Genomic DNA, 18,324 nt, shown 5'->3' on the forward strand with positions numbered 1-18,324 from the left:
CAGCCCGACGTGCCGGGCCCACCATCGGGTATGCGCATCGTGGTCCTGGGCGGAACGGTCTTCCTCTCCCGCGCGGTCGCCGAGGCCGCACTGGCCGCCGGGGACTCGGTGACCTGCGTCTCGCGTGGCGTGTCCGGCGAGCCGCCGCGCGGCGCCACGGCGGTGAAGGTGGACCGGTCCGAGCCGGGTGCGCTCGCCGCGGCACTCGGCGGACAGGAGTTCGACGCCGTCGTCGACGTCGCCACGATGTCCGCGCCCTGGGTCCGCGACGCCCTCGACGCGCTGGCCGGCCGGGCCGGGCACTGGACGTTCGTCTCGTCGATCAACGCCTACGCCGACCTGTCGCTGCGTGGCGGCACCGTCGGCCAGGCCACGCTGCCTCCGCTGCACGGCGCACCCGACCCCGCGGTGCAGTTCACCGACCCCGAGGTCTACGGCTCGGTGAAGGTCGGGAGCGAGGACGCGGTCCGGGACCGGGCGGGCGACCGGGCACTGATCGTGCGGGGCGGGCTGATGTGCGGGCACGGCGACCTGCTCGACCGCTTCGGGTACTGGGCGAACCGGATCTCCCGCGGCGGCCGCGCGGTGGTCCCGGACGTGCCCGGGCACCCGATGCAGCTCGTCGACGTCCGCGACCTGGCGGCGTGGATCGTGCGGTGCGCCCGGGCGGGGACGATCGGGACGTACGACGGCACCGGGCCGCGGTCGACCCTGGCCCGGGTGCTGGAGGAGATCACCGACGCCGTCGGTGCCCCGGGCCTCGATCTGGTCCGGGTGCCGGTCGAGACGCTGTACTCCGAGGACGTCGGCATCTGGTACGGCCCACGCTCGCTGCCGTTGTGGCTGCCCGAGACGCACTGGGGGATGGCCGACCGTGACGTCACCGACACCCTCGACGCCGGTCTGACCGTCCGGCCGGTCGCCGAGACCGCGCGCGCGGCACTGGAGTGGGAGCGCAGGCTCGGGCTGGACCGCGAGCGCAAGGCCGGCCTGACCGAGGCCGAGGAACGCGCCGTCCTGCGTGCCCACACGACCGGCTGAGCCCGCTACACCAGCAGCTCCCGCAACCGGGCGGCGAACTCGTCCGGCTTGCCCGGATGACCGGACTCACCGTCGGCGAACCCGCCGTGGTGGCTGGGGAAACGCACCACCTCCTGCCCGAGCCGGGCGGCCAGGGCGCGCGTGGTCCGTGCGGTGACGGCGTCGCCGGTCTCCTCCCCGACGGCGAGCAGCACCCGGGTCGGGGCGGCGGCGAGCGCGGCGGCGTCCGGGGTGAGCGTGAGCACCGCGGCCGACCGGTCGGACAGCAGCGGGTCGTCGCGCGAGCCGTCGTCGTCGACCGGCAGGCCGAACTGCGCCGGGTCCGGTGGGCCGGCAGCGAAGTACTCCTCGGTGTACTCGCCGGCCCAGGAGGTGAAGGCGATGAACGCGGCCATCCCGGCGCCCCAGCCGCGGGTGTCGTAGACCTCCCGTGTCCCGCGCCACGCCCGCCACGCGGCGTCGGCGTCGGGCAGCTCCCCGATCAGCGGCGGCTCGTGCGCGACCAGTACCCGGACGTCGCCGGGGTGGGCCTGGACCAGCGCCAGCGCCGTGATCGCTCCCCCGCTGCTGGCCAGCAGGTCCACCGGCCCGCCGAGCTCACCGATCAGCGCGTGCACGTCCGCGGCCTGGACGTGCGGGTCGTTGTCGGTGCGGCCGTCGCGCCGGGTACTGCGGCCCAGCCCGCGCGGGTCGTAGGCGACGACGCGCCGGTCCGGCAGCTGCCCGGCCAGTGCGCGGAACCCGGCGGCGTCCATCGGCTGGCCGATCGCGAGCAGCGCCCGCTCGCCGGGGACGGGATCGGGGCCGTGGACGTCGTAGACGATGTCGGCGTCGTCGAGGTGCAGCGTGTGCGTATCCATGTCCCGTGGACCGGATCCGCCCGCCGTTCTCATCGGTACCGCGGGATGCCGGAGGTGCCCGGCGGTCACCGGACGGGCCGGGGATGCTGGGGCACATGCAGATCACGCACTACGGCCACGCCTGCGTCCTGGTCGACACCGGCGCCGCCCGGCTGCTGTTCGACCCGGGCGCGTTCTCGTCCGGATTCGAGTCCCTCGACGGGCTGGACGCGATCCTGGTCACCCATCAGCACTTCGACCACGTCGACGCCGACAAGCTGCGGACCCTGCTCCGCGCCAACCCGGACGCCGCCCTGGTCACCGACGGGCAGACCGCGGAGCAGCTCGACGGGATCGACGCCCGCACCGCGGCACCGGGCGACCGGCTGTCGCTGGGCGGTGCCCAGGTCGCCGTCGTCGGGTCCGGGAACCACGCCGAGATCCACCGGGACATCCCGCTGGTCGCGAACAACGGCTACCTGGTCGACGGGACCCTGCTGCACCCCGGCGACGCCTACACCCCGCCCGGTCTCGACGAGCTCGCCACGCTGCTGCTCCCGACCGGGGCGCCGTGGCTGAAGGTCTCCGAGGCCGTGGACTACCTGCGGGCGGTGGCACCGCGCACGGTCGTGCCGATCCACGAGCAGACGCTCGCGAACCCGGCGATGCACTACCGGTTCTTCGACGACCTCGGCCCCGCCGGGACCGCCATGGTGGTCCCGGACCGCGAGACGGCGGTCACGCTCTGACCGGCTGATCCGCGGGGTTGTCCACAGTCGGCGCCGGTTGTCCACAGGAGAACACACACTGTGGACAACCGGGCCCTTTCGCCGGATGGTCTGGGGTGGCCGGTCGCTCAGGCGGCCGGCGCCGCGGCCGCGAGCAGGCTGCGGTGGACCGACCCGACCGCACCCGCCGTCCGTGCGGCGTCGATCGCGGCCAGCACGGCACCGGTGCGGTGCGGCTTGCGCAGGTCCTTGGCGCGCAACGCGATCCGGATGATTCCGCCGCGCTGCGCGGTACGCATGACCTGCTGCTCCAGTGCGCGGCCGCGGCGGCGGTCCCCGGCGGCGCGCTCGCCGCCGAGCCACGGCTCGGAGCTGCGGAAGGTCAGCACCTTCGCGCGCAGCACCGGCCCGCCGAGCACGCGCAGCGAGGTCTCGTCGGTACACAGGCCGAAGCCCTGGTCGGTGAGTGCGTCGACGGTACCGCCCGAGGCGATCCAGCCGGGCGGCGCGAAGCCGTCGGTGGACAACCCGGTCGCGGCGAGGATCCGGCGGGCGCCGGTCAGCCGCAGGCCGGCCTCGTGCCGGGGCAGCGCCCCGAACTCGGTGCGCCGCCCGATCCGCGGGACGCTCCCGTTCTGCCAGGCCCCGACCGGATCGGCGGTGTGGTCGTAGCCGTGCAGCAGCACGTCGTCGCCGGCCCGCACCCGGCCCGCGATCCAGCGGACCAGGTCGTCACCGCGGCGCAGCGGTCCCGCAGGCCCTGTGGGCTGCACCAGATGGGTCAGGGGCACGCCGCGGCGGTCCAGCTCGACGGCGAACGCGGCGGCGCGGGCCCGGTCGGCGTCGTCGCCGCCGGTCAGGCCGGACAGCGACACCAGCAGCGTGCTCATGACCCCATTGAGCCGGACCGAGGTGAACCGCACGCCACACCCCGGCGACGAACAGCGAGAGGTCCGGCGGCGATCAGCGAGCGGTGAAGCCCCCGTCGACCTTCAGCTCGGCGCCGTTGACCATCGCGGCCTCGGCGGAGGCCAGGTAGACCACGGCCGCGGCGATCTCCGACGGTTCGGCGAACCGCCGGGCCGGGATCTCCCCGCGGTGCGCCTCGCCCGCCGGGTTGTCCCAGGCCCTGCGGCCCAGCTCGGTGAGGACGACCGTCGGCGAGACCGCGTTGACCGTCACCCCGTGCGGGCCCCACTCGACGGCCAGGGTGCGGGTGAGCCCGTTGATCCCGGCCTTCGACGCGCAGTACGCCGCGTGCTTCTCCAGGCCGCTGCTCGCCGCCTGCGAGGCCAGGTTCACGATCCGCCCGTACCCCTGCTCGACCATCACCCGGCCCGCTGCCTGCGCCATCAGCCAGGACCCGGTGAGGTTGACGTCCAGGGTGCGGCGCCAGGCCTCGATCCCCAGCTCCAGGGCCGGGTCGAGCAGCGCGATCCCGGCCGAGTTGACCAGGATGTCGAGCCGCCCGTGCCGGTCGACGACCTCGCGCACGCAGGCGTCGACCGCGTCGGGGTCGGCGACGTCCACCCGGTGCGCCGAGGCGCAGCCGGTGACGTCGGTCAGATCCGCGCCCGCGACGCGGGCGCCCTGTCCGGTAAGCGCGACCGCCACCTCGGCCCCGATGCCCGAGGCCGCGCCGGTGACCAGTGCGACCCGGTCGGTGAGATCGAACATCAGCAGTCCGTCCCGACCTTCTGCGCCTCGGCGAGCGGCTCGCCGTCCCGGCTGTCGTAGTCGTTCAGCGCCGCGACCTTCGCCGCGGAGGCGCTGTTCGGGTCGAAGCGGTGGTCCAGCCAGTCCGACGCCAGCATGCGCGCCAGCTCGATCCCGACGACCCGCTGCCCGAAGCAGAGCACCTGGGCGTCGTTGGACTTGATCGCCCGCTCCACCGAGAAGGGGTCGTGCGCGGTGACGGCACGGATGCCCGGCACCTTGTTCGCCGAGATGGCGACGCCGAGCCCGGTGCCGCAGACCAGCAGGGCCCGGTCCGCCTCGCCGTCGGCGACCTTGCGGGCGGCGGCGACGCCGATGTGCGGGTAGGCGGTGTTCCCGTCCGGCCCGACGCCGACGTCGATCACCTCGGCGACCCGGCCGTCGGCCTGCAGGTCGGCCTTGAGTCGCTCCTTGTAGTCGAACCCGGCGTCGTCGGCGCCGACCACGATGCGCAGCTTCTCGTTCACGTGCACTCCTCCAGAACGGGACCGACGGCGGTGACCACCAGTCCCATCGAGATCGCCCCCGCGTCGGGGGTCCCCACGCTCTTGTCCGCCAGCGGCCGCGCGCGCCCGATCCGGGGCCGCAGCTCGGCGGTCCGTTGTGCCGTCGCCGTCGCGATGTGTGCGGCGGCGGACCACGCCGGGGCCAGCTGCTCGCCACCGGCGACCCGGCGCTCCAGCTCGTCGGCGAACGGCAGCAGGCTGTCCAGCAGGGTCTTGTCCCCGAGCCGGGCACCGCCCAGTGCCTCGATGGTCGTCGCGAACTCGCGGACCCCGGCGGCGACGTCCGAGGCGGTGAAGGACTCCGCGGTGTCACCGAGGTGCCGGCCGAACGCCTCCAGCGCGGCGCCCCACAGCACCCCGGAGGTGCCGCCGGCCCGTTCGGCCCAGGCCTGACCGGCCTGCTGGAGCAGCCAGCCGCCGCCCGGTTCGGCCCCGCCGTCGCTCACCACGGCGACCCGGGCGGTGGCCGCGGTGATGCCCTTGAGCATGCCGCGGCCGTGGTCGCCGTCGCCCGCGACGGCGTCGATGCGGCCCAGCTCGTGCTCGTGCTCGCGGATCGTGGTCTCGACCGCGGCGAGCACCGCCCGGACGGTGCCGGCCAGCCGCCGGCCGCCCTCGCTCGCCTCCGGGGCGGTGACGACGGCGTCGGCCTCGGCCAGCTCGTCGTCGGTCGGCCCGCGCAGCGCGGCCAGCGGGGCGGCGGCCTTGCGGTAGGCGGGGGTGTAGGCGTCGGCCCGCCACAGCGGGTCCAGCTCGTCGTCCAGCCACATCAGGGTCAGCGAGCAGCCGCCCATGTCGAGGCTGGTCACGAGCTCGCCGACCTCCGGGTCGACGATCTCGAGCCCGGCCTCACGCAGCCGCGGCGCCATGTGGCCCCACAGCAGGAACAGCTCCTCGTACTTGGTCGTGCCCAGGCCGTTGAGGATCGTGCCGACCCGCGTGCCCGCTCCCGCCGGCGCGCTCTTGCGCACCTCGTCGACCAGCAGCTCCGCGAGCTCGCGGGCCGGCAGCATGGGCACGTCCCGGATGCCGGGCTCGCCGTGGATGCCCAGACCGAGACCGAGGTGGCCCTCCGGGACGCTGAACAGCGGGTCGTCCTCGCCCGGCATCGTGCAGCCGGAGAACGCGACGCCGAGGGTCCGGGTGGCACCGTTCGCGGCCCGGCCGAGGCGCTCGACCTCGTCGATTCCCAGGCCCCGCGCGGCCGCGGCGCCCATCACCTTGAAGACGGTGAAGTCGCCCGCGATGCCGCGCCGCTCGTCCTCCGCGTCGGCGGAGGCGATGTCGTCGGTGACGACGACGAGCCGCGCATCGATCCCCTCGGCCCGCAGCCGCTCGGCCGCGATCCCGAAGTTGATGTTGTCACCGGCGTAGTTGCCGAAGCTGAAGATCACACCCCGGCCCTGGTCGGCGGCCTTGCCCACGGAGTAGGCCTGGGCCGCCGAGGGCGAGGTGAAGATGTTCCCGACCACCGCGCCGGTGGCCAGGCCGGGCCCGACCGTCCCGCAGAACGCGGGGTAGTGCCCGGACCCGCCGCCGATCACCACGGCGACCTGCGGCTGTTCGCCGCGGTGGGTGACCACGCCGCCGTGCACCCCTCGGACACGGTCGGCGTAGAGGTCGAGGAAGCCGGCGAGCTGGTCGTCGGCGAACTCGGCCGGGTCGTCGAAGATCCTGGTCATGTCCCCTCCTCGGGACGGGTCCGGGCGGACCGGATCGCGGCCGCCCGGCTCCTTTGTCGCCGGAGCGCTAGTGGGCCACCGATGTCTCGCGGAGTTCCTTCGCGTCCTGGGGGACGTCGAGGAACGACACCATCACGAAGGCCGCGGCGTAGAGGGCGACGAACGCCCAGACCACGCCGACGTTGCCGGTTCCCAGGGCCAGCATCAGGGCGACGACGCCGGAGCCCAGGAACGCCGAACCGCCGGCCGCGGTGGTGTACATGGCCATCGCGGCTCCCTTGTGGTCGGGTGCCAGCGCGGGCATGATCGCGCCCATCGGGACGAACCCGGCGAGCAGGCAGCCGAAGACGCAGCCCGCGGCGACCGAGACCCAGAAGCCCCAGGTGGAGCCGGCCGGGACGGCCTGCGGCACGTACCACCAGAGCAGCAGGCCCACTGCGGAGCCGAACACGCCGAACCACTGGACGGTCCGGCGCCAGCCCCACTTGTCGCCGATCCAGCCGAACACCGCGTTCACCAGGATGTTCGTCGCGTAGACGAACACGGTCATGGTCAGCCAGCGGCTCTGGCCCCAGCCGAGGTCCACCGCGATCACCGTCGGCAGGATGATGAACATGCCGTACTGCGGGGCGGTGTTGATCAGCCGGACCAGGAAGCCCATCAGGATCTTCGGGTTCTTGGCCGTCAGCCGCAGGCCCGCCGTGATCACCTGGGCGTTCGTCTCACCGGCCGGTGCCAGCCGCTTGTCGCCGTGCTCCTCCTTCACCGCGAAGCGGGTGATGAGGTAGCCGGCCACGACCAGCGCGGTCGACCCGACCATCGCGGCGGTCTCGCCGCCGGTGGCCCCGCCGAACGCCGGGATCATGCCGATCGCGAACAGCGAGCCCAGGGTGGGCAGGCCGCCGGTGAACATGACGTAGAACCAGCCCACGGCGACGCCGTTGCGCGAGTACGGCGTGACCACGTTGATCCACACCAGGAACGCGAACGCGAAGAGCGGGTAGCCGAAGCCGCGCAGGAAGTAGGTGAGCGCGACCAGCGGCATGCTCTCGAGCTGCAGGCTCAGCAGGAAGAGGATCTCGAAGACGACCCACACGGTCACGCCGAGGGTCATCACCCGGCGTGGGCCCCACAGGTCGGCCAGCGCGCCGGAGAGATAGCTGGCGATCAGCACGGCGAGGCTGTAGCCGGTGATGATCGTCGCGACGGTGGCCTCGGGCGAGCCGAGGACGGACTCGATGTGCGGCGAGATGAAGTTGGACTCGGTCCCGTTTCCGGTCATGAAGACCAGCACGCCGAGGAAACCCCAGCGCAACGAGTGCGGGATGCCGATGCGGTCGAGGAAGGTCTCGTTCCGCGGGTCGTTGATGGCAGCGCTGCTCATCGGTACTCCCTCAGGCGTTCGGCAGGATCGAGACCTTCACCGACGCACCGGAGGTGTCGCCGACCAGGTCGAGGGCCTTCTGGAACTCCGCGAGGGGCACCTGGTGGGTGCAGATGTCGGAGATCGGGAGCTTGCCGTCCTCCAGCATCTTGATCGCGGCGGGCCAGCAGTGCGGGCCGAGGTGGGCACCGCGGACGTCGAGCTCCTTGTCGTCGGAGATGATCGACCAGTCGACGGTGACGTCCGAGCCGAACACCGAGTACTCGACGAAGGTGCCCAGCTTGCGCAGCAGGTTCAGGCCCTGCGCGACGGCCGGGACGGCGCCCGAGCCCTCCAGGTAGACGTCCGCGCCGTAGCCCTCGGTCAGCTCCTTGACCTTGGCGACGGCGTCCTCCTTCGCGATGTTGATCGTGAGGTCGGCGCCGGTGCGGCGGCCCAGCTCGAGCTTGTCGTCGTCGAGGTCCAGCGCGATCAGCAGGCGCGGGTTCTTCGCCCGGGCGCCGGCGATCAGGCCCAGCCCGATCGGGCCGCAGCCGGCCACGACCACGACGTCGTCGAAGGAGATGGTGGCGCGCTCGACGGCGTGCAGCGCGCAGGACAGCGGCTCGGCGAACGCGGCGTGCGCCGGCTCCAGGTCCTTCGAGACCTTGTGCACCCGGGCGCGGGTCGGGATCAGCGTGTACTGGGCCATCGCGCCGTCGAAGTTGCGGAAGCCGAACATGTCGTGCGGCCCGCACATCCAGTACTGGCCGCGCAGGCAGTAGCGGCACTGTTCGCACGGCACGATCTGCTCGCAGGCGATCCGGTCGCCGATCTGCACGCCGTGCCGGGCGAGGCCCTCGTCGTCACCGGAGACGACGCGGCCGACGAACTCGTGGCCGGGGCTGACGCCGGTCTGGGCCCAGGCGGGGCGGTTCTCGTCGCCCCAGAACTTGGCGGCGCCGTGGTAGCACTTCAGGTCGCTTGCGCACACTCCCACGGCCTCGACCTGCATGAGCAGCTCGCCGGCACCCGGTTTGGGGACGTCCACCTCCTCGAGCCGGTAGTCCTCCGGGCCGTGTACGACGACGGCCTGCATCCGGGCGGGAATCTCTTCGGCGACTGCCACGGCGAACCTCCGTTGGTGCCATGCGGGCTTCTGCATGAGCGACTGTTCTGAGCATGCGTTCTCTCGTGAACATTCGTCAACACATCTGTTCCAACGTGAACAAACGTGCATTACAGTGGTGCGAGACGATCCTCCGGACGGAAGGAGGCCGGCGATGGCGCCGCGCGAGTTCACCCGCCGTGACCTGGGGCTGATGCACCGGGCCGCACGGCTCTACTACCTGGACGAGCTGAACCAGGCCGCGATCGCGGAGCGACTGATGGTCTCCCGTCCGACCGTCTCCCGGCTGCTGGCCGAGGCGCGGCGGATCGGGATCGTGCGGATCTCCGTGCACGACCCGGACACCCTCGGTGCCGAGGGCGACGAGGCCGCCCGGCTGGCCGAACGGCTCGGGATCGACAAGGTGTGGCTGGCGCCGTTCGCCGCCACCGACCTGGGTCCGGCACTCGCCGAGCCGGTGGGCGAGGCGCTGCGGGAGGCCGGCCTCGGCGCCGGGGACGTCCTGCTGGTCTCGTCGGGCCGCACGGTGTGGGAGCTGAGCCACGAGGCGCTGCCCGCGGTACCCGGCCTCGAGATCGTCCCCACCGTCGGCGGGGTGGCCGAGCCGGAGGCCTGGCACCAGACCAACGAGATCACCCGGGCCGTGGCCGAGCGGATGCAGGGGCGCCCGCATTTCCTGTTCACCCAGGCCATGCCGTCACCGGCGATGAGCGCCACCCTCGCCGAGGACCCCGAGTTCCAGCGGGTCACCGGGTTCTGGACCCGCGCGTCCGCAGCGCTGCTCGGTGTCGGGGCGCCGCCCGCCGGCCGCGACTCGATCTCCACCTCGGTGCCGCTGGACGACGAGGGCCTGCGCGCCGGCGCCGGTGACGTCTGCCTGAACTTCTACCGGGCCGACGGCGGGGAGATCGCCTTCCCGGGCAGCGACCGGATGGTGCGGATCTCGCCGGAACAACTGCGGAAGGTGCCGCGCACGATCGCGGTCGCCGTGGGCACGGAGAAGGTCCCGAGCATCGTCGGCGGCGCGCAGGCGGGGCTGTTCAACCGGCTGGTCACCGACGTGCCCACCGCCCAGGCGATGCTGGACGCCGTCGGGGGGCGGTGATCACGGGGTCTCCCAGGTCCGCCCGGTGATCCGCCGGTACACCTCGGCGTAGCGCTCCTGCACGACCGCCACGACCTCGTCGGGGACCTCGGGCCCCGGCGCGGTGCGGTCCCAGTCCAGGTTCGACGACCAGTCGCGCACGTACTGCTTGTCGAAGCTGAACTGCACGCGCCCGGGCTCGTAGGAGTCCGCGGGCCAGAACCGCGAGGAGTCCGGCGTGAGCACCTCGTCGCCCAGGACGATCTCCCCGGCCGGGTCCCGCCCGAACTCCAGCTTCGTGTCGGCGACGAGGATCCCGCCCCCCGCGGCCGACTCGGCACCGCGCCGGTAGACCTCGAGCGTCAGGTGGCGCAGCCGCTCGGCGGTGTGTGCCCCGAGCAGGTCCACGACGTCGTCGAAGGTCATGAACTCGTCGTGCTCCCCGACCGGCGCCTTCGTGGTCGGGGTGAAGATCGGCTCGGGCAGCTTCGAGCCCTCGACCAGACCGTCCGGGAGCCGCACGCCGGAGACGGTGCCGTCCTTCTGGTACTCCTTCAGGCCCAGGCCGGTGAGGTAGCCGCGGGCGATGCACTCCACCGGCAGCATCTCCAGCGGGCGGCAGCGCACGGCCCGCCCGGCGAACTCGTCCGGGAGGTCGTGCGTGCCGAGCACATGGTTTCCCACGAGGTCCGAGGTCCGGTCGAACCAGTACAGCGACAACGCGGTGAGGATCGCGCCCTTGTCGGGGACCGGTGTCGGCAGCACGACGTCGTAGATCGACAGCCGGTCGGACGCGACCAGCAGCAGCTCGGCCGGATCGACCGACTCGTCGAGGTAGAGCTCGCGGACCTTGCCGGAGTGGACGAGCTTCACAGGATCCCTCCGGGGGTGTACTCAGCGGCTTCGGGGTGCTTCGCGGTGATCGCGGCGATCTTCTCGTTCACCGCCGCGACCTGCGCGGACGCACCCCCGGTGAACCGCAGCGGGTCGTCGAGCAGCCGGTCGAGCGTGCCGGCGGGGAGCCCGAGCCGGTCGTCGCCGGCCAGGCGCTGCAGCAGGTCGTTGTCGGACTGGCCCTGCTCCCGCATCGCCAGCGCGACGCCGACCGCGTGCTCCTTGATCACCTCGTGCGCGGTCTCCCGGCCCACCCCGGCCCGCACGGCCGCCATCAGCACCGCGGTCGTCGCGAGGAACGGCAGGTAGCGGTCCAGCTCGCGGGCGATCACCGCGGGGTAGGCGCCGAACTCGTCGAGGACCGTCAGCGTGGTCTCGTAGAGGCCGTCCAGGGCGAAGAACGCGTCGGGCAGCGCGACCCGGCGCACCACCGAGCAGCTGACGTCGCCCTCGTTCCACTGCGACCCGGCGAGGTCGGCGGTCATCACCGAGAGCCCGCGCAGGATCGTCATCAGCCCGTTGATGCGTTCCGCGGAACGCGCGTTCATCTTGTGCGGCATCGCGCTCGACCCGACCTGGCCGGGGGCGAAGCCCTCGGTCGCGAGCTCGGCGCCTGCCATCAGGCGGATCGTCGTGGCCAGCGACGACGGCGCCGCGGCCAGCTGCACCAGCGCGGTGACGACGTCGTGGTCCAGCGAGCGCGGGTAGACCTGACCGACGCTGGTGAAGCCCTCGGCGAACCCGAGGTGCGCCGCGACCCGCTGCTCGAGGTCGTCCAGCTTCGCCTCGTCGCCGTCGAGGAGGTCCAGCATGTCCTGCGACGTGCCCATCGGGCCCTTGATCCCGCGCAGCGGGTAGCGCGAACGCAGGTCGGTCAGCCGGGCGTGCGCGACGAGCAGCTCGTCGGCGGCGGTGGCGAACCGCTTGCCCAGGGTGGTGGTCTGGGCGGCGACGTTGTGGCTGCGGCCGGCCATGACCAGCTCTGCGTACTCCCCGGCGCGGCGACCGAGCCGGGCCAGTACCGCGACCGTCCGGTCGGCGACCAGCTCCAGCGAGAGCCGGATCTGCAGCTGCTCGACGTTCTCGGTGAGGTCGCGGCTGGTCATGCCCTTGTGCACGTGCTCGTGGCCGGCGAGGGCGTTGAACTCCTCGATGCGGGCCTTCACGTCGTGCCGGGTGACCCGCTCGCGGGCGGCGATCGAGCCGAGGTCGACCTGCTCCACGACGGCCTCGTAGTCGGCGACGGCCTGCTCCGGCACCTCGATGCCGAGGTCGCGCTGGGCGCGCAGCACCGCGATCCACAGCCGTCGCTCCAGCTGGATCTTGTACTCCGGGGACCAGAGGCGGACCAGCTCGGGACTCGCGTAGCGCGCGGCCAGCACGTTGGGAATCACGTGGCGCGATGATAATCGCTGCTCAGGGGCATCGGGCCGGTGGGAGCCCCGGCTCACACACCGATCGCCCCCCGGAGCGCCTCCCGCGCGATCGAGCGGGGGTCCGGCTCGGCCTCGATCAACGCGGTGAGCACGAGCCCGTCGACCAGGGCCGTCACCCGCCGCACCTCTCCCGGCGCGGGGCGCCGTCCGGCGGCCCGGGTGAGCGCCTCGTCGAGCAGGGCGTCGAACTCGACCCGCTGGTCCCGGAGCAGCCCGGCCAGGAACGGGCGCCGGCCCGACCCGATCAGCCGCTCGAAGCGCCGGAGCACCGCGTCGAGCCCCTCGGTCCGCGAGCGGGGCCCGAGGAGGAGATCGAGGACGATCTCGTTCGGGTCGTCCCGCATGTCGAGACAGGCACGGGTGTCGGCCATCTCCTCCCGGGCCAGCTTGTCCAGACCCGCACCGACGAGCTCGTCCAGCGAGGAGAAGTAGTAGGTGGTCGCGGCCAGTGGCACCCCGGCCCGCTCGGCGACGGCCCGGTGCCGGATCGCGTCGAACCCGCCTTCGGCGAGCAGCCCGGCGGCGGCCGCGACGAGCAGCGCCCGCCGTCGCTCGCCCTTCTCGGTCTGTTTCGGCGCGGCCATCCGGCCATCCTGCCCGCGAGGTGGGCGTCCTCCGAACGAGATAGCGGCATCGTCCCGGGACGACGTGCAGGTATGCCCCGTCCCGTGACCCTTTCGTGACCCTCCCGTGTCGGTCGGGGAGCCGATGAACGACACTGGTGGCGTGCGTCCGTCACCTCGCAGCCGCCGACCGTCGCGCAGCTCGCTGCGTGCCGCCGTCCCCGACGACGAGCCGATCGATCTCCGCTCGGACACCGTGACGGCGCCGTCCGCGGCGATGCGCAGGGCGATGGCCGAGGCCGAGGTCGCCGACGACGTCCTCGACCGCGACCCCACCATGCGGGAGCTGGAGGAGCGCGTCGCGGGCCTGCTCGGTGCCGCCGACGCGCTGTGGACGCCGACCGGCTCGATGGCGAACCTGATCGCCCTGATGAGCCACCTCGGTCGCGGCGAGTCGTTCCTCGCCCCGCAGGGCGCGCACGTCCTCGACTTCGAGCTGGGCACGGCGGCCTGGCTGGCCGGTGGGATGCCGCGCCCGCTCCCGCACGACGGCGGGCCCGGCAAGGTCACCCCGCACGCCGTGCGCCGCGCGGCCGCCGACGCCGCCGACGCCACCTACGCCTCGCTGCGCACGGCGCTGCTCTGCCTGGAGAACACGCACAACTCCGCGGGCGGGACGGTCACCGCACCCGAGGAGCACGCCTCGGTCGCCGCGGCGGCGCGGGCCGCCCGGCTCGCGGTGCACCTCGACGGCGCCCGGTTGTGGAACGCCGCCGTCGCGCTCGGGGTGCCGCCCGGGGCGCTGACGGTCGGCGCGGACACCGTGTCGGTCTGCCTGAGCAAGGGGCTCGGCGCGCCGGTCGGGTCGGTCGTCGCCGGATCGGTCGAGTTCGTGGAGCACGCGCGACGGCTGCGCAAGATGCTGGGCGGCGGCGTCCGGCAGGGCGGGGTGCTGGCCGCGACCGGCCTGGTCGCGCTCGAGGGCGTCGAGCGGCTCGCCGAGGACCACGCACTCGCCACGACGCTCGCCACCGGGCTGCGCGAGCGCGGCTGGCGGGTCCGGGAGCCGCAGACGAACATCGTGCTGGTCGACGTGGCCGACCTGCGCGGGACGATCTCCGCGTTCGCCGAGACCGGCGTGCTGGCCGGCGCGATCGGCGGGAAGCTCCGGCTGATGACCCACCGGGACGTCACGGAGAAGCACATCTCGGCGGCCCTGGGCCGGATCGGTGAGGTCGGCCCGGCCAGCACCGGGTCGCCGGGCGCTCCGCCCGCCCAGTTCTCCCGCCGCGACATTCCGGGACCGTCCGAGCGCAGCGCGCTGCGCTGAGCGGGTTCGCCGGGGCGCGGCGCGCTCAGACCCAGGCCCGCAGGCGGGCCAGCGCCTCCTCGATGCCCTCGGACGTACCGGCGCAGGAGAAGCGCACGTATCCCCCACCGTCCACCGGGTCGAAGTCGGCGCCCGGCGCGACGGCGACCCCGGTCTCGGCGAGCAGCCGGTAGGTCAGCGCCATCGAGTCCTCGCCGCCGCGGAGCAGGTGCGCGACGTCGGCGTAGACGTAGAACGCACCGTCGGCGGGGGCCAGCCGGTCGATGCCGATCTCCGGCAGCCCGGCGAGCAGCAGGTCGCGGTTGTGGCCGTAGCGCACGACGTGCGCGTCCGCCTCGGCGTAGCTCGCCTCGTCGAACGCGGCCAGCGCGGCGTGCTGGGGCAGCGCGGGCGGGCAGACGGTGAAGTTCCCGGCCAGTCCCTCGACGGTGCGCCGCAGCCGCGGCGGACACACCAGCCAGCCCAGTCGCCAGCCGGTCATCGAGAAGTACTTGGAGAACGAGTTCACCAGCACCGCCTCGCGGGAGGACTCCCACGCACACGTGGTCGCCGGGCTGCCCGGGAACGTGATGCCGTGGTAGATCTCGTCGCTGACCAGCTGGATCCCGCGCTCCTCGCAGTACGACGCCAGCGCCGCCAGCTCATCCGGCTCGATCACCGTGCCGGTGGGGTTCGCCGGGCTGGCCAGGATCAGGCCCTTCACCGGCTCGTCGAGCTCCTCGAGCATCTGCACGGTCGGCTGGAACCGCGTCGCCGGCCCGCAGGGCAGCTCGACGACCTCGCAGCCCAGCGCGGCGAGGATGTTGCGGTAGCACGGGTAGCCGGGGCGGGCCATCGCGACGCGGTCGCCCGCATCGAAGGCGGCCAGGAACGCCAGCAGGAACCCTCCGGAGGAACCGGTGGTCAGCACCACGTCACCGGGATCGACGTCCAGGTCGCGGGTGCGGCGGTAGTGCCCGGCAACGGCCTCGCGCAGCTCCGGGATGCCCGGTGCGACCGTGTAGCCGAGGACCTCGGAGTTCAGCGCCTCCGCGGCGGCGGCACGGACCGGTTCGGGAGCCGGGGTGGACGGCTGCCCGGCGGAGAGGTTGAGCAGGTCGCCGTGGGTCCGGGCCCGCTCGGCGGCGGCGGCCCACACGTCCATGACGTGGAACGGGGCGACGGCGGCGCGAGCCGCGACGGTGAGCTGGGCTGCGGGCGATCCGGTCACGGTCGATGAGCGTAGGCGGCCGGGTACGCGCGCCCGGCCGGGCGCCCCCGGCCGGGCGCGCGGGGTGTCACTGCGCCGCGAACCCCAGCGCGTCGACGACGGCGCCGACCTGCGCGCTGGTGGTCGCCACGGTGTCGTCGAGGTACTCGGCGATCGGGGTGATCTCGGCGGCCTGGGCCGAACCGCTGAACGCCAGGGTGGCCAGCGGCGCGGCGACGACGGCGCCCACGAGGGTCAGGGCACGACGACGACGGGCCGGCCGGGGAGCGTTGGCCATGATGGATCCTCCTGTGGTCCCGGGAGCGCCGGTTGCGCTCCCGTGCCACGGACGATTCACCGCCGCGCCGGTCCCGATCAATCGTCGGCGTCCGGTTTCACCGCGTCTTCACGAGTTCTCCACACGGCCGCGGACACCGGGGCCCGTTGCATCGAGAACCTGCAGATCAGCCGGGCAACAGGGTCGATCAGACGAGCGTCACTACGCCATACGGCCGTAACGCCGGTGCAACATCAGACCTGGGCGACCGGAATGCTGATCTCCCCGCGTTCCGCACGGAGACCGATGTCGGTGCGGTGGTGCGCCCCGGCGAGGTGCACCGGCTCGAGCCGCGCGTACGCGTCGGCCCGGGCCGCCGCCAGGTCCGGGCCGGTCCCGACGACCGACAGCACCCGCCCGCCGGAGGAGACGACCGCACCGTCCTCCCGGCGCCGAGTGCCCGCGTGCAGCACGCCGTCGCCCTCCGCACCGGTGATCACGTCACCGAGCCGCGGGGTGCTCGGGTAGCCCTCGGCGGCGACCACGACGGTCACCGCGGAGCCGTCCGCCCACTCCAGCGGTGGCTGCTCGGCGAGCGTGCCGGTGGCCGTCGCGTGCAGCAGCCGGGCCAGCGAGGTGCGCAGCAGCGCCAGCACCGCCTGGGTCTCCGGGTCGCCGAACCGGCAGTTGAACTCGATCACCGCCGGGCCCTGCGAGGTCAGGGCCAGCCCGGCGTAGAGCAGCCCGGAGAACGGGGTGCCGCGGTTCTCGAGCGCGACCGCGACCGGGCGGACGATCCGATCGACCAGGTCGTCGGCCAGCTCCTCGCCGGCCCACGGCAGCGGGCAGTAGGCCCCCATGCCGCCGGTGTTCGGGCCCGAGTCGCCGTCGCCGACCCGCTTGAAGTCCTGCGCCGGCAGCAGCGGGACCACCGTGCTGCCGTCGACGAGACAGAACAGCGACGCCTCGGGGCCGTCCAGGAACGACTCCAGCAGCGCCGGGTGGCCGGCGTCGAGCAGGCCGAGGGCGTGCGCCCGGGCGACCTCGACGTCGGTGGAGACGACGACACCCTTGCCGGCTGCCAGGCCGTCGTCCTTCACGACGTACGGCGGGGTGAACACGCCCAGCGCGGTGTCGAGGTGCGCCGGGTTGTCCACCACGACCGAGGAGGCCGTCGGGACCCCCGCGGAACTCATCACCGACTTCGCGAAGGCCTTGGAGCCCTCGATCCGGGCGGCCTCCCTGCTGGGCCCGAAGCACGGGATGCCGGCTGCCCGCACCGCGTCCGCGGCACCGTTGACCAGGGGCACCTCCGGACCGATGACGACCAGATCCGCCTGCCAGGACTGCGCGAGCGACACGACGGCGTCGTTGTCGGTCACGTCCAGCCCCACCTGTTCGGCGACGGCCGCCGTCCCCGCGTTTCCGGGGGCGCAGGCCAGGGCCGTCACCTCCGGATCCTGCGCCAAGGACACCCCGATGGCGTGCTCACGCGCGCCGCTACCCACGACCAGGACTCGCACGGTCGTCGAGCGTATCTGCGCACGTCCGGGGGCGGAGAACCGGCATCCCGTCCGTGCCGGTCAGTGCCGGTCAGTGCCCGGCGTGGTCCAGATGAGCGCGGAGCAGGCTCGTGACCTGCTCCGGACGTTCCTGGTGCGGGAAGTGCCCGGTCGCCGGCAGCGCGTGGTGGGTGAACCCGGCCCCGGCGAACCGGCCGGTGCGACGCATCGTCGCGTCGAGCACGCACGGGTCGTCGGCGCCGTGCACCTGCAGCACCGGGACGGTGACGGGGCCTGCGACGGCCCGGGCGAACCGGTGGCCGTCCGGGCGGGCCTGGGAACGCACCGACCACCGGTAGTACTCCAGGCTGCAGTGGGCGACCGTGGAGATCCTCATCGCCTCCCGGTTCCGGGCGACGGTGCCGGCGAAGTCCGCGGTCGACGCCCAGTCCGTGCCCGCCCAGGCCCGCATGATCCGCTCGACGCGGGCGCCCCCGTCGGCCCGCAGCGACCGCTCCGGCAGCCGCGGGAGCTGGAACCCGGCCATGTAGCGGCTGGCCCGGCCCTGGCCGAGCGGGTCGCGCAGCAGCGAGTCGCGCATCGTGGTGGGGTGCGGGGCGCCGAGCCCGGTCAGCGAGGCCACCAGCCGCGGGTGCAGCGCGGCGACGCTCCACCCGATCGCGGCCCCCCAGTCGTGCCCGACGACGTGTGCCCGCCGCTCCCCCAGCGCCCGGACCAGACCGGCACAGTCACCGGCCAGGGTCCACAGGTCGTAGCCGCGCGGGGTCTTGTCGGTGTCGCCGTAGCCGCGCAGGTCGGGGGCGACGGCGCGGAAGCCGGCGTCGCCGAGGGCGAGCAGCTGGTGGCGCCAGGTCCACCAGAACTCGGGGAAGCCGTGCAGCAGGACGACGAGCGGCCCGTCCGCCGGGCCGTACTCGGCGAGGTGGATGCGGATGCCGTTGGCCGACACCGCGCGGTGCGTCCACGGGCCCGGCACCCGGACCACCGACGGGTCCGGCACGGCGCCCCGGAGGGTCACCGCAGG

18 protein-coding genes are annotated in these 18,324 nt (G+C 73.6%); 4 read left to right on the top strand and 14 right to left on the bottom strand.

Translation table 11 applies throughout. The features are described 5' to 3' along the window. The first annotated feature begins 30 nt into the window (after positions 1 to 30). The gene (locus tag JOF36_RS00355) at positions 31 to 1,041 is read left to right on the top strand and encodes an NAD-dependent epimerase/dehydratase family protein (protein ID WP_210024440.1); all 1,011 of its coding nucleotides are present in this window, start codon (positions 31 to 33) and stop codon (positions 1,039 to 1,041) included. Positions 1,042 to 1,046: 5 nt separating this feature from the next. Here JOF36_RS00355 and JOF36_RS00360 read toward each other — a convergent pair whose 3' ends face one another. Further along, the gene (locus JOF36_RS00360; protein WP_210024441.1) at positions 1,047 to 1,901 is read right to left on the bottom strand and encodes an alpha/beta fold hydrolase; all 855 of its coding nucleotides are present in this window, start codon (positions 1,899 to 1,901) and stop codon (positions 1,047 to 1,049) included. A gap of 95 nt (positions 1,902 to 1,996) precedes the next feature. On the opposite strand from JOF36_RS00360, the gene JOF36_RS00365 reads away from it, so the two are divergent. Then, the gene (locus tag JOF36_RS00365) at positions 1,997 to 2,629 is read left to right on the top strand and encodes an MBL fold metallo-hydrolase (RefSeq protein WP_210024442.1); all 633 of its coding nucleotides are present in this window, start codon (positions 1,997 to 1,999) and stop codon (positions 2,627 to 2,629) included. Positions 2,630 to 2,736: 107 nt separating this feature from the next. On the opposite strand, the gene JOF36_RS00370 is transcribed toward JOF36_RS00365, so the two are convergent. From JOF36_RS00370 to JOF36_RS00395, 6 genes are all read right to left on the bottom strand, one after another. Next, the gene (locus JOF36_RS00370) at positions 2,737 to 3,498 is read right to left on the bottom strand and encodes a DUF2334 domain-containing protein (protein ID WP_210024443.1); all 762 of its coding nucleotides are present in this window, start codon (positions 3,496 to 3,498) and stop codon (positions 2,737 to 2,739) included. Between the two features lie 73 nt (positions 3,499 to 3,571). Continuing rightward, the gene (locus JOF36_RS00375) at positions 3,572 to 4,285 is read right to left on the bottom strand and encodes a GolD/DthD family dehydrogenase (RefSeq protein WP_210024444.1); all 714 of its coding nucleotides are present in this window, start codon (positions 4,283 to 4,285) and stop codon (positions 3,572 to 3,574) included. Next, a complete protein-coding gene (locus tag JOF36_RS00380) occupies positions 4,285 to 4,791 on the bottom strand; it encodes a ribose-5-phosphate isomerase (protein WP_210024445.1) in 507 nt (168 codons plus the stop codon). Before JOF36_RS00380 ends, JOF36_RS00375 begins: the two co-directional genes overlap by 1 nt. Further along, positions 4,788 to 6,512 carry a dihydroxyacetone kinase family protein gene (locus tag JOF36_RS00385; protein WP_210024446.1) on the bottom strand — a complete coding sequence of 575 codons (1,725 nt, stop codon included), beginning with the start codon at positions 6,510 to 6,512 and terminating at the stop codon, positions 4,788 to 4,790. Before JOF36_RS00385 ends, JOF36_RS00380 begins: the two co-directional genes overlap by 4 nt. A 67-nt stretch (positions 6,513 to 6,579) precedes the next feature. Beyond that, the gene (locus JOF36_RS00390; RefSeq protein ID WP_210024447.1) at positions 6,580 to 7,896 is read right to left on the bottom strand and encodes an MFS transporter; all 1,317 of its coding nucleotides are present in this window, start codon (positions 7,894 to 7,896) and stop codon (positions 6,580 to 6,582) included. A gap of 10 nt (positions 7,897 to 7,906) precedes the next feature. Continuing rightward, entirely contained in the window at positions 7,907 to 9,004 is a 1,098-nt protein-coding gene (locus JOF36_RS00395; protein WP_307862147.1) for an alcohol dehydrogenase catalytic domain-containing protein, read from the bottom strand. 154 nt (positions 9,005 to 9,158) lie between these two features. Here JOF36_RS00395 and JOF36_RS00400 point away from each other — a divergent pair, with 154 nt between their 5' ends. After that, complete coding sequence (locus JOF36_RS00400; protein WP_210024449.1) at positions 9,159 to 10,109, top strand: sugar-binding transcriptional regulator; 951 nt, start codon at positions 9,159 to 9,161, stop codon at positions 10,107 to 10,109. On the opposite strand, the gene JOF36_RS00405 is transcribed toward JOF36_RS00400, so the two are convergent. Genes JOF36_RS00405 through JOF36_RS00415 form a run of 3 tightly spaced genes read right to left on the bottom strand, consistent with a single transcriptional unit; the run spans position 10,110 to position 13,002 of the window. Continuing rightward, on the bottom strand, positions 10,110 to 10,961 hold the full coding sequence (locus tag JOF36_RS00405; protein WP_210024450.1) for a phosphoribosylaminoimidazolesuccinocarboxamide synthase: 852 nt from the start codon (positions 10,959 to 10,961) through the stop codon (positions 10,110 to 10,112). Then, a complete protein-coding gene (gene purB / locus JOF36_RS00410; protein WP_210024451.1) occupies positions 10,958 to 12,376 on the bottom strand; it encodes an adenylosuccinate lyase in 1,419 nt (472 codons plus the stop codon). Before purB ends, JOF36_RS00405 begins: the two co-directional genes overlap by 4 nt. 53 nt (positions 12,377 to 12,429) lie before the next feature. Then, positions 12,430 to 13,002, bottom strand: coding sequence for a TetR/AcrR family transcriptional regulator (locus JOF36_RS00415; RefSeq protein WP_210024452.1), 573 nt, complete (start codon positions 13,000 to 13,002; stop codon positions 12,430 to 12,432). A 142-nt stretch (positions 13,003 to 13,144) separates the two neighbouring features. Here JOF36_RS00415 and JOF36_RS00420 point away from each other — a divergent pair, with 142 nt between their 5' ends. Next, positions 13,145 to 14,311: a threonine aldolase family protein gene (locus JOF36_RS00420; RefSeq protein ID WP_307862148.1), complete on the top strand. Its 1,167-nt coding sequence runs from the start codon at positions 13,145 to 13,147 to the stop codon at positions 14,309 to 14,311. 25 nt (positions 14,312 to 14,336) lie between these two features. Here the strand turns inward: JOF36_RS00420 and JOF36_RS00425 are convergent, their stop codons facing one another. From JOF36_RS00425 to JOF36_RS00440, 4 genes are all read right to left on the bottom strand, one after another. Next, on the bottom strand, positions 14,337 to 15,455 hold the full coding sequence (locus tag JOF36_RS00425; RefSeq protein WP_245351100.1) for a pyridoxal phosphate-dependent aminotransferase: 1,119 nt from the start codon (positions 15,453 to 15,455) through the stop codon (positions 14,337 to 14,339). A 133-nt stretch (positions 15,456 to 15,588) separates the two neighbouring features. Then, positions 15,589 to 15,798, bottom strand: a complete 210-nt coding sequence (locus tag JOF36_RS00430) for a hypothetical protein (RefSeq protein ID WP_210036436.1) — start codon at positions 15,796 to 15,798, stop codon at positions 15,589 to 15,591. Positions 15,799 to 16,031: 233 nt separating this feature from the next. Next, positions 16,032 to 17,300: a phosphoribosylamine--glycine ligase gene (gene purD / locus JOF36_RS00435; protein ID WP_210024455.1), complete on the bottom strand. Its 1,269-nt coding sequence runs from the start codon at positions 17,298 to 17,300 to the stop codon at positions 16,032 to 16,034. A 70-nt stretch (positions 17,301 to 17,370) separates the two neighbouring features. Next, complete coding sequence (locus JOF36_RS00440) at positions 17,371 to 18,318, bottom strand: alpha/beta fold hydrolase (RefSeq protein ID WP_210024456.1); 948 nt, start codon at positions 18,316 to 18,318, stop codon at positions 17,371 to 17,373. Between the last annotated feature and the right edge of the window lie 6 nt (positions 18,319 to 18,324).

Source organism: Pseudonocardia parietis, assembly GCF_017876315.1.
In the GTDB taxonomy this organism is placed as follows: Bacteria; Actinomycetota; Actinomycetes; order Mycobacteriales; family Pseudonocardiaceae; genus Pseudonocardia; species Pseudonocardia parietis.

Coding starts and splice junctions, on each gene's coding strand:
- JOF36_RS00355 (WP_210024440.1), top strand. CDS start 31: ATGCGCATCGTGGTCCTGGGCGGAACGGTCTTCCTCTCCCGCGCGGTC.
- JOF36_RS00360 (WP_210024441.1), bottom strand. CDS start 1,901: ATGGATACGCACACGCTGCACCTCGACGACGCCGACATCGTCTACGAC.
- JOF36_RS00365 (WP_210024442.1), top strand. CDS start 1,997: ATGCAGATCACGCACTACGGCCACGCCTGCGTCCTGGTCGACACCGGC.
- JOF36_RS00370 (WP_210024443.1), bottom strand. CDS start 3,498: ATGAGCACGCTGCTGGTGTCGCTGTCCGGCCTGACCGGCGGCGACGAC.
- JOF36_RS00375 (WP_210024444.1), bottom strand. CDS start 4,285: ATGTTCGATCTCACCGACCGGGTCGCACTGGTCACCGGCGCGGCCTCG.
- JOF36_RS00385 (WP_210024446.1), bottom strand. CDS start 6,512: ATGACCAGGATCTTCGACGACCCGGCCGAGTTCGCCGACGACCAGCTC.
- JOF36_RS00390 (WP_210024447.1), bottom strand. CDS start 7,896: ATGAGCAGCGCTGCCATCAACGACCCGCGGAACGAGACCTTCCTCGAC.
- JOF36_RS00400 (WP_210024449.1), top strand. CDS start 9,159: ATGGCGCCGCGCGAGTTCACCCGCCGTGACCTGGGGCTGATGCACCGG.
- JOF36_RS00415 (WP_210024452.1), bottom strand. CDS start 13,002: ATGGCCGCGCCGAAACAGACCGAGAAGGGCGAGCGACGGCGGGCGCTG.
- JOF36_RS00425 (WP_245351100.1), bottom strand. CDS start 15,455: ATGGACGTGTGGGCCGCCGCCGCCGAGCGGGCCCGGACCCACGGCGAC.
- JOF36_RS00430 (WP_210036436.1), bottom strand. CDS start 15,798: ATGGCCAACGCTCCCCGGCCGGCCCGTCGTCGTCGTGCCCTGACCCTC.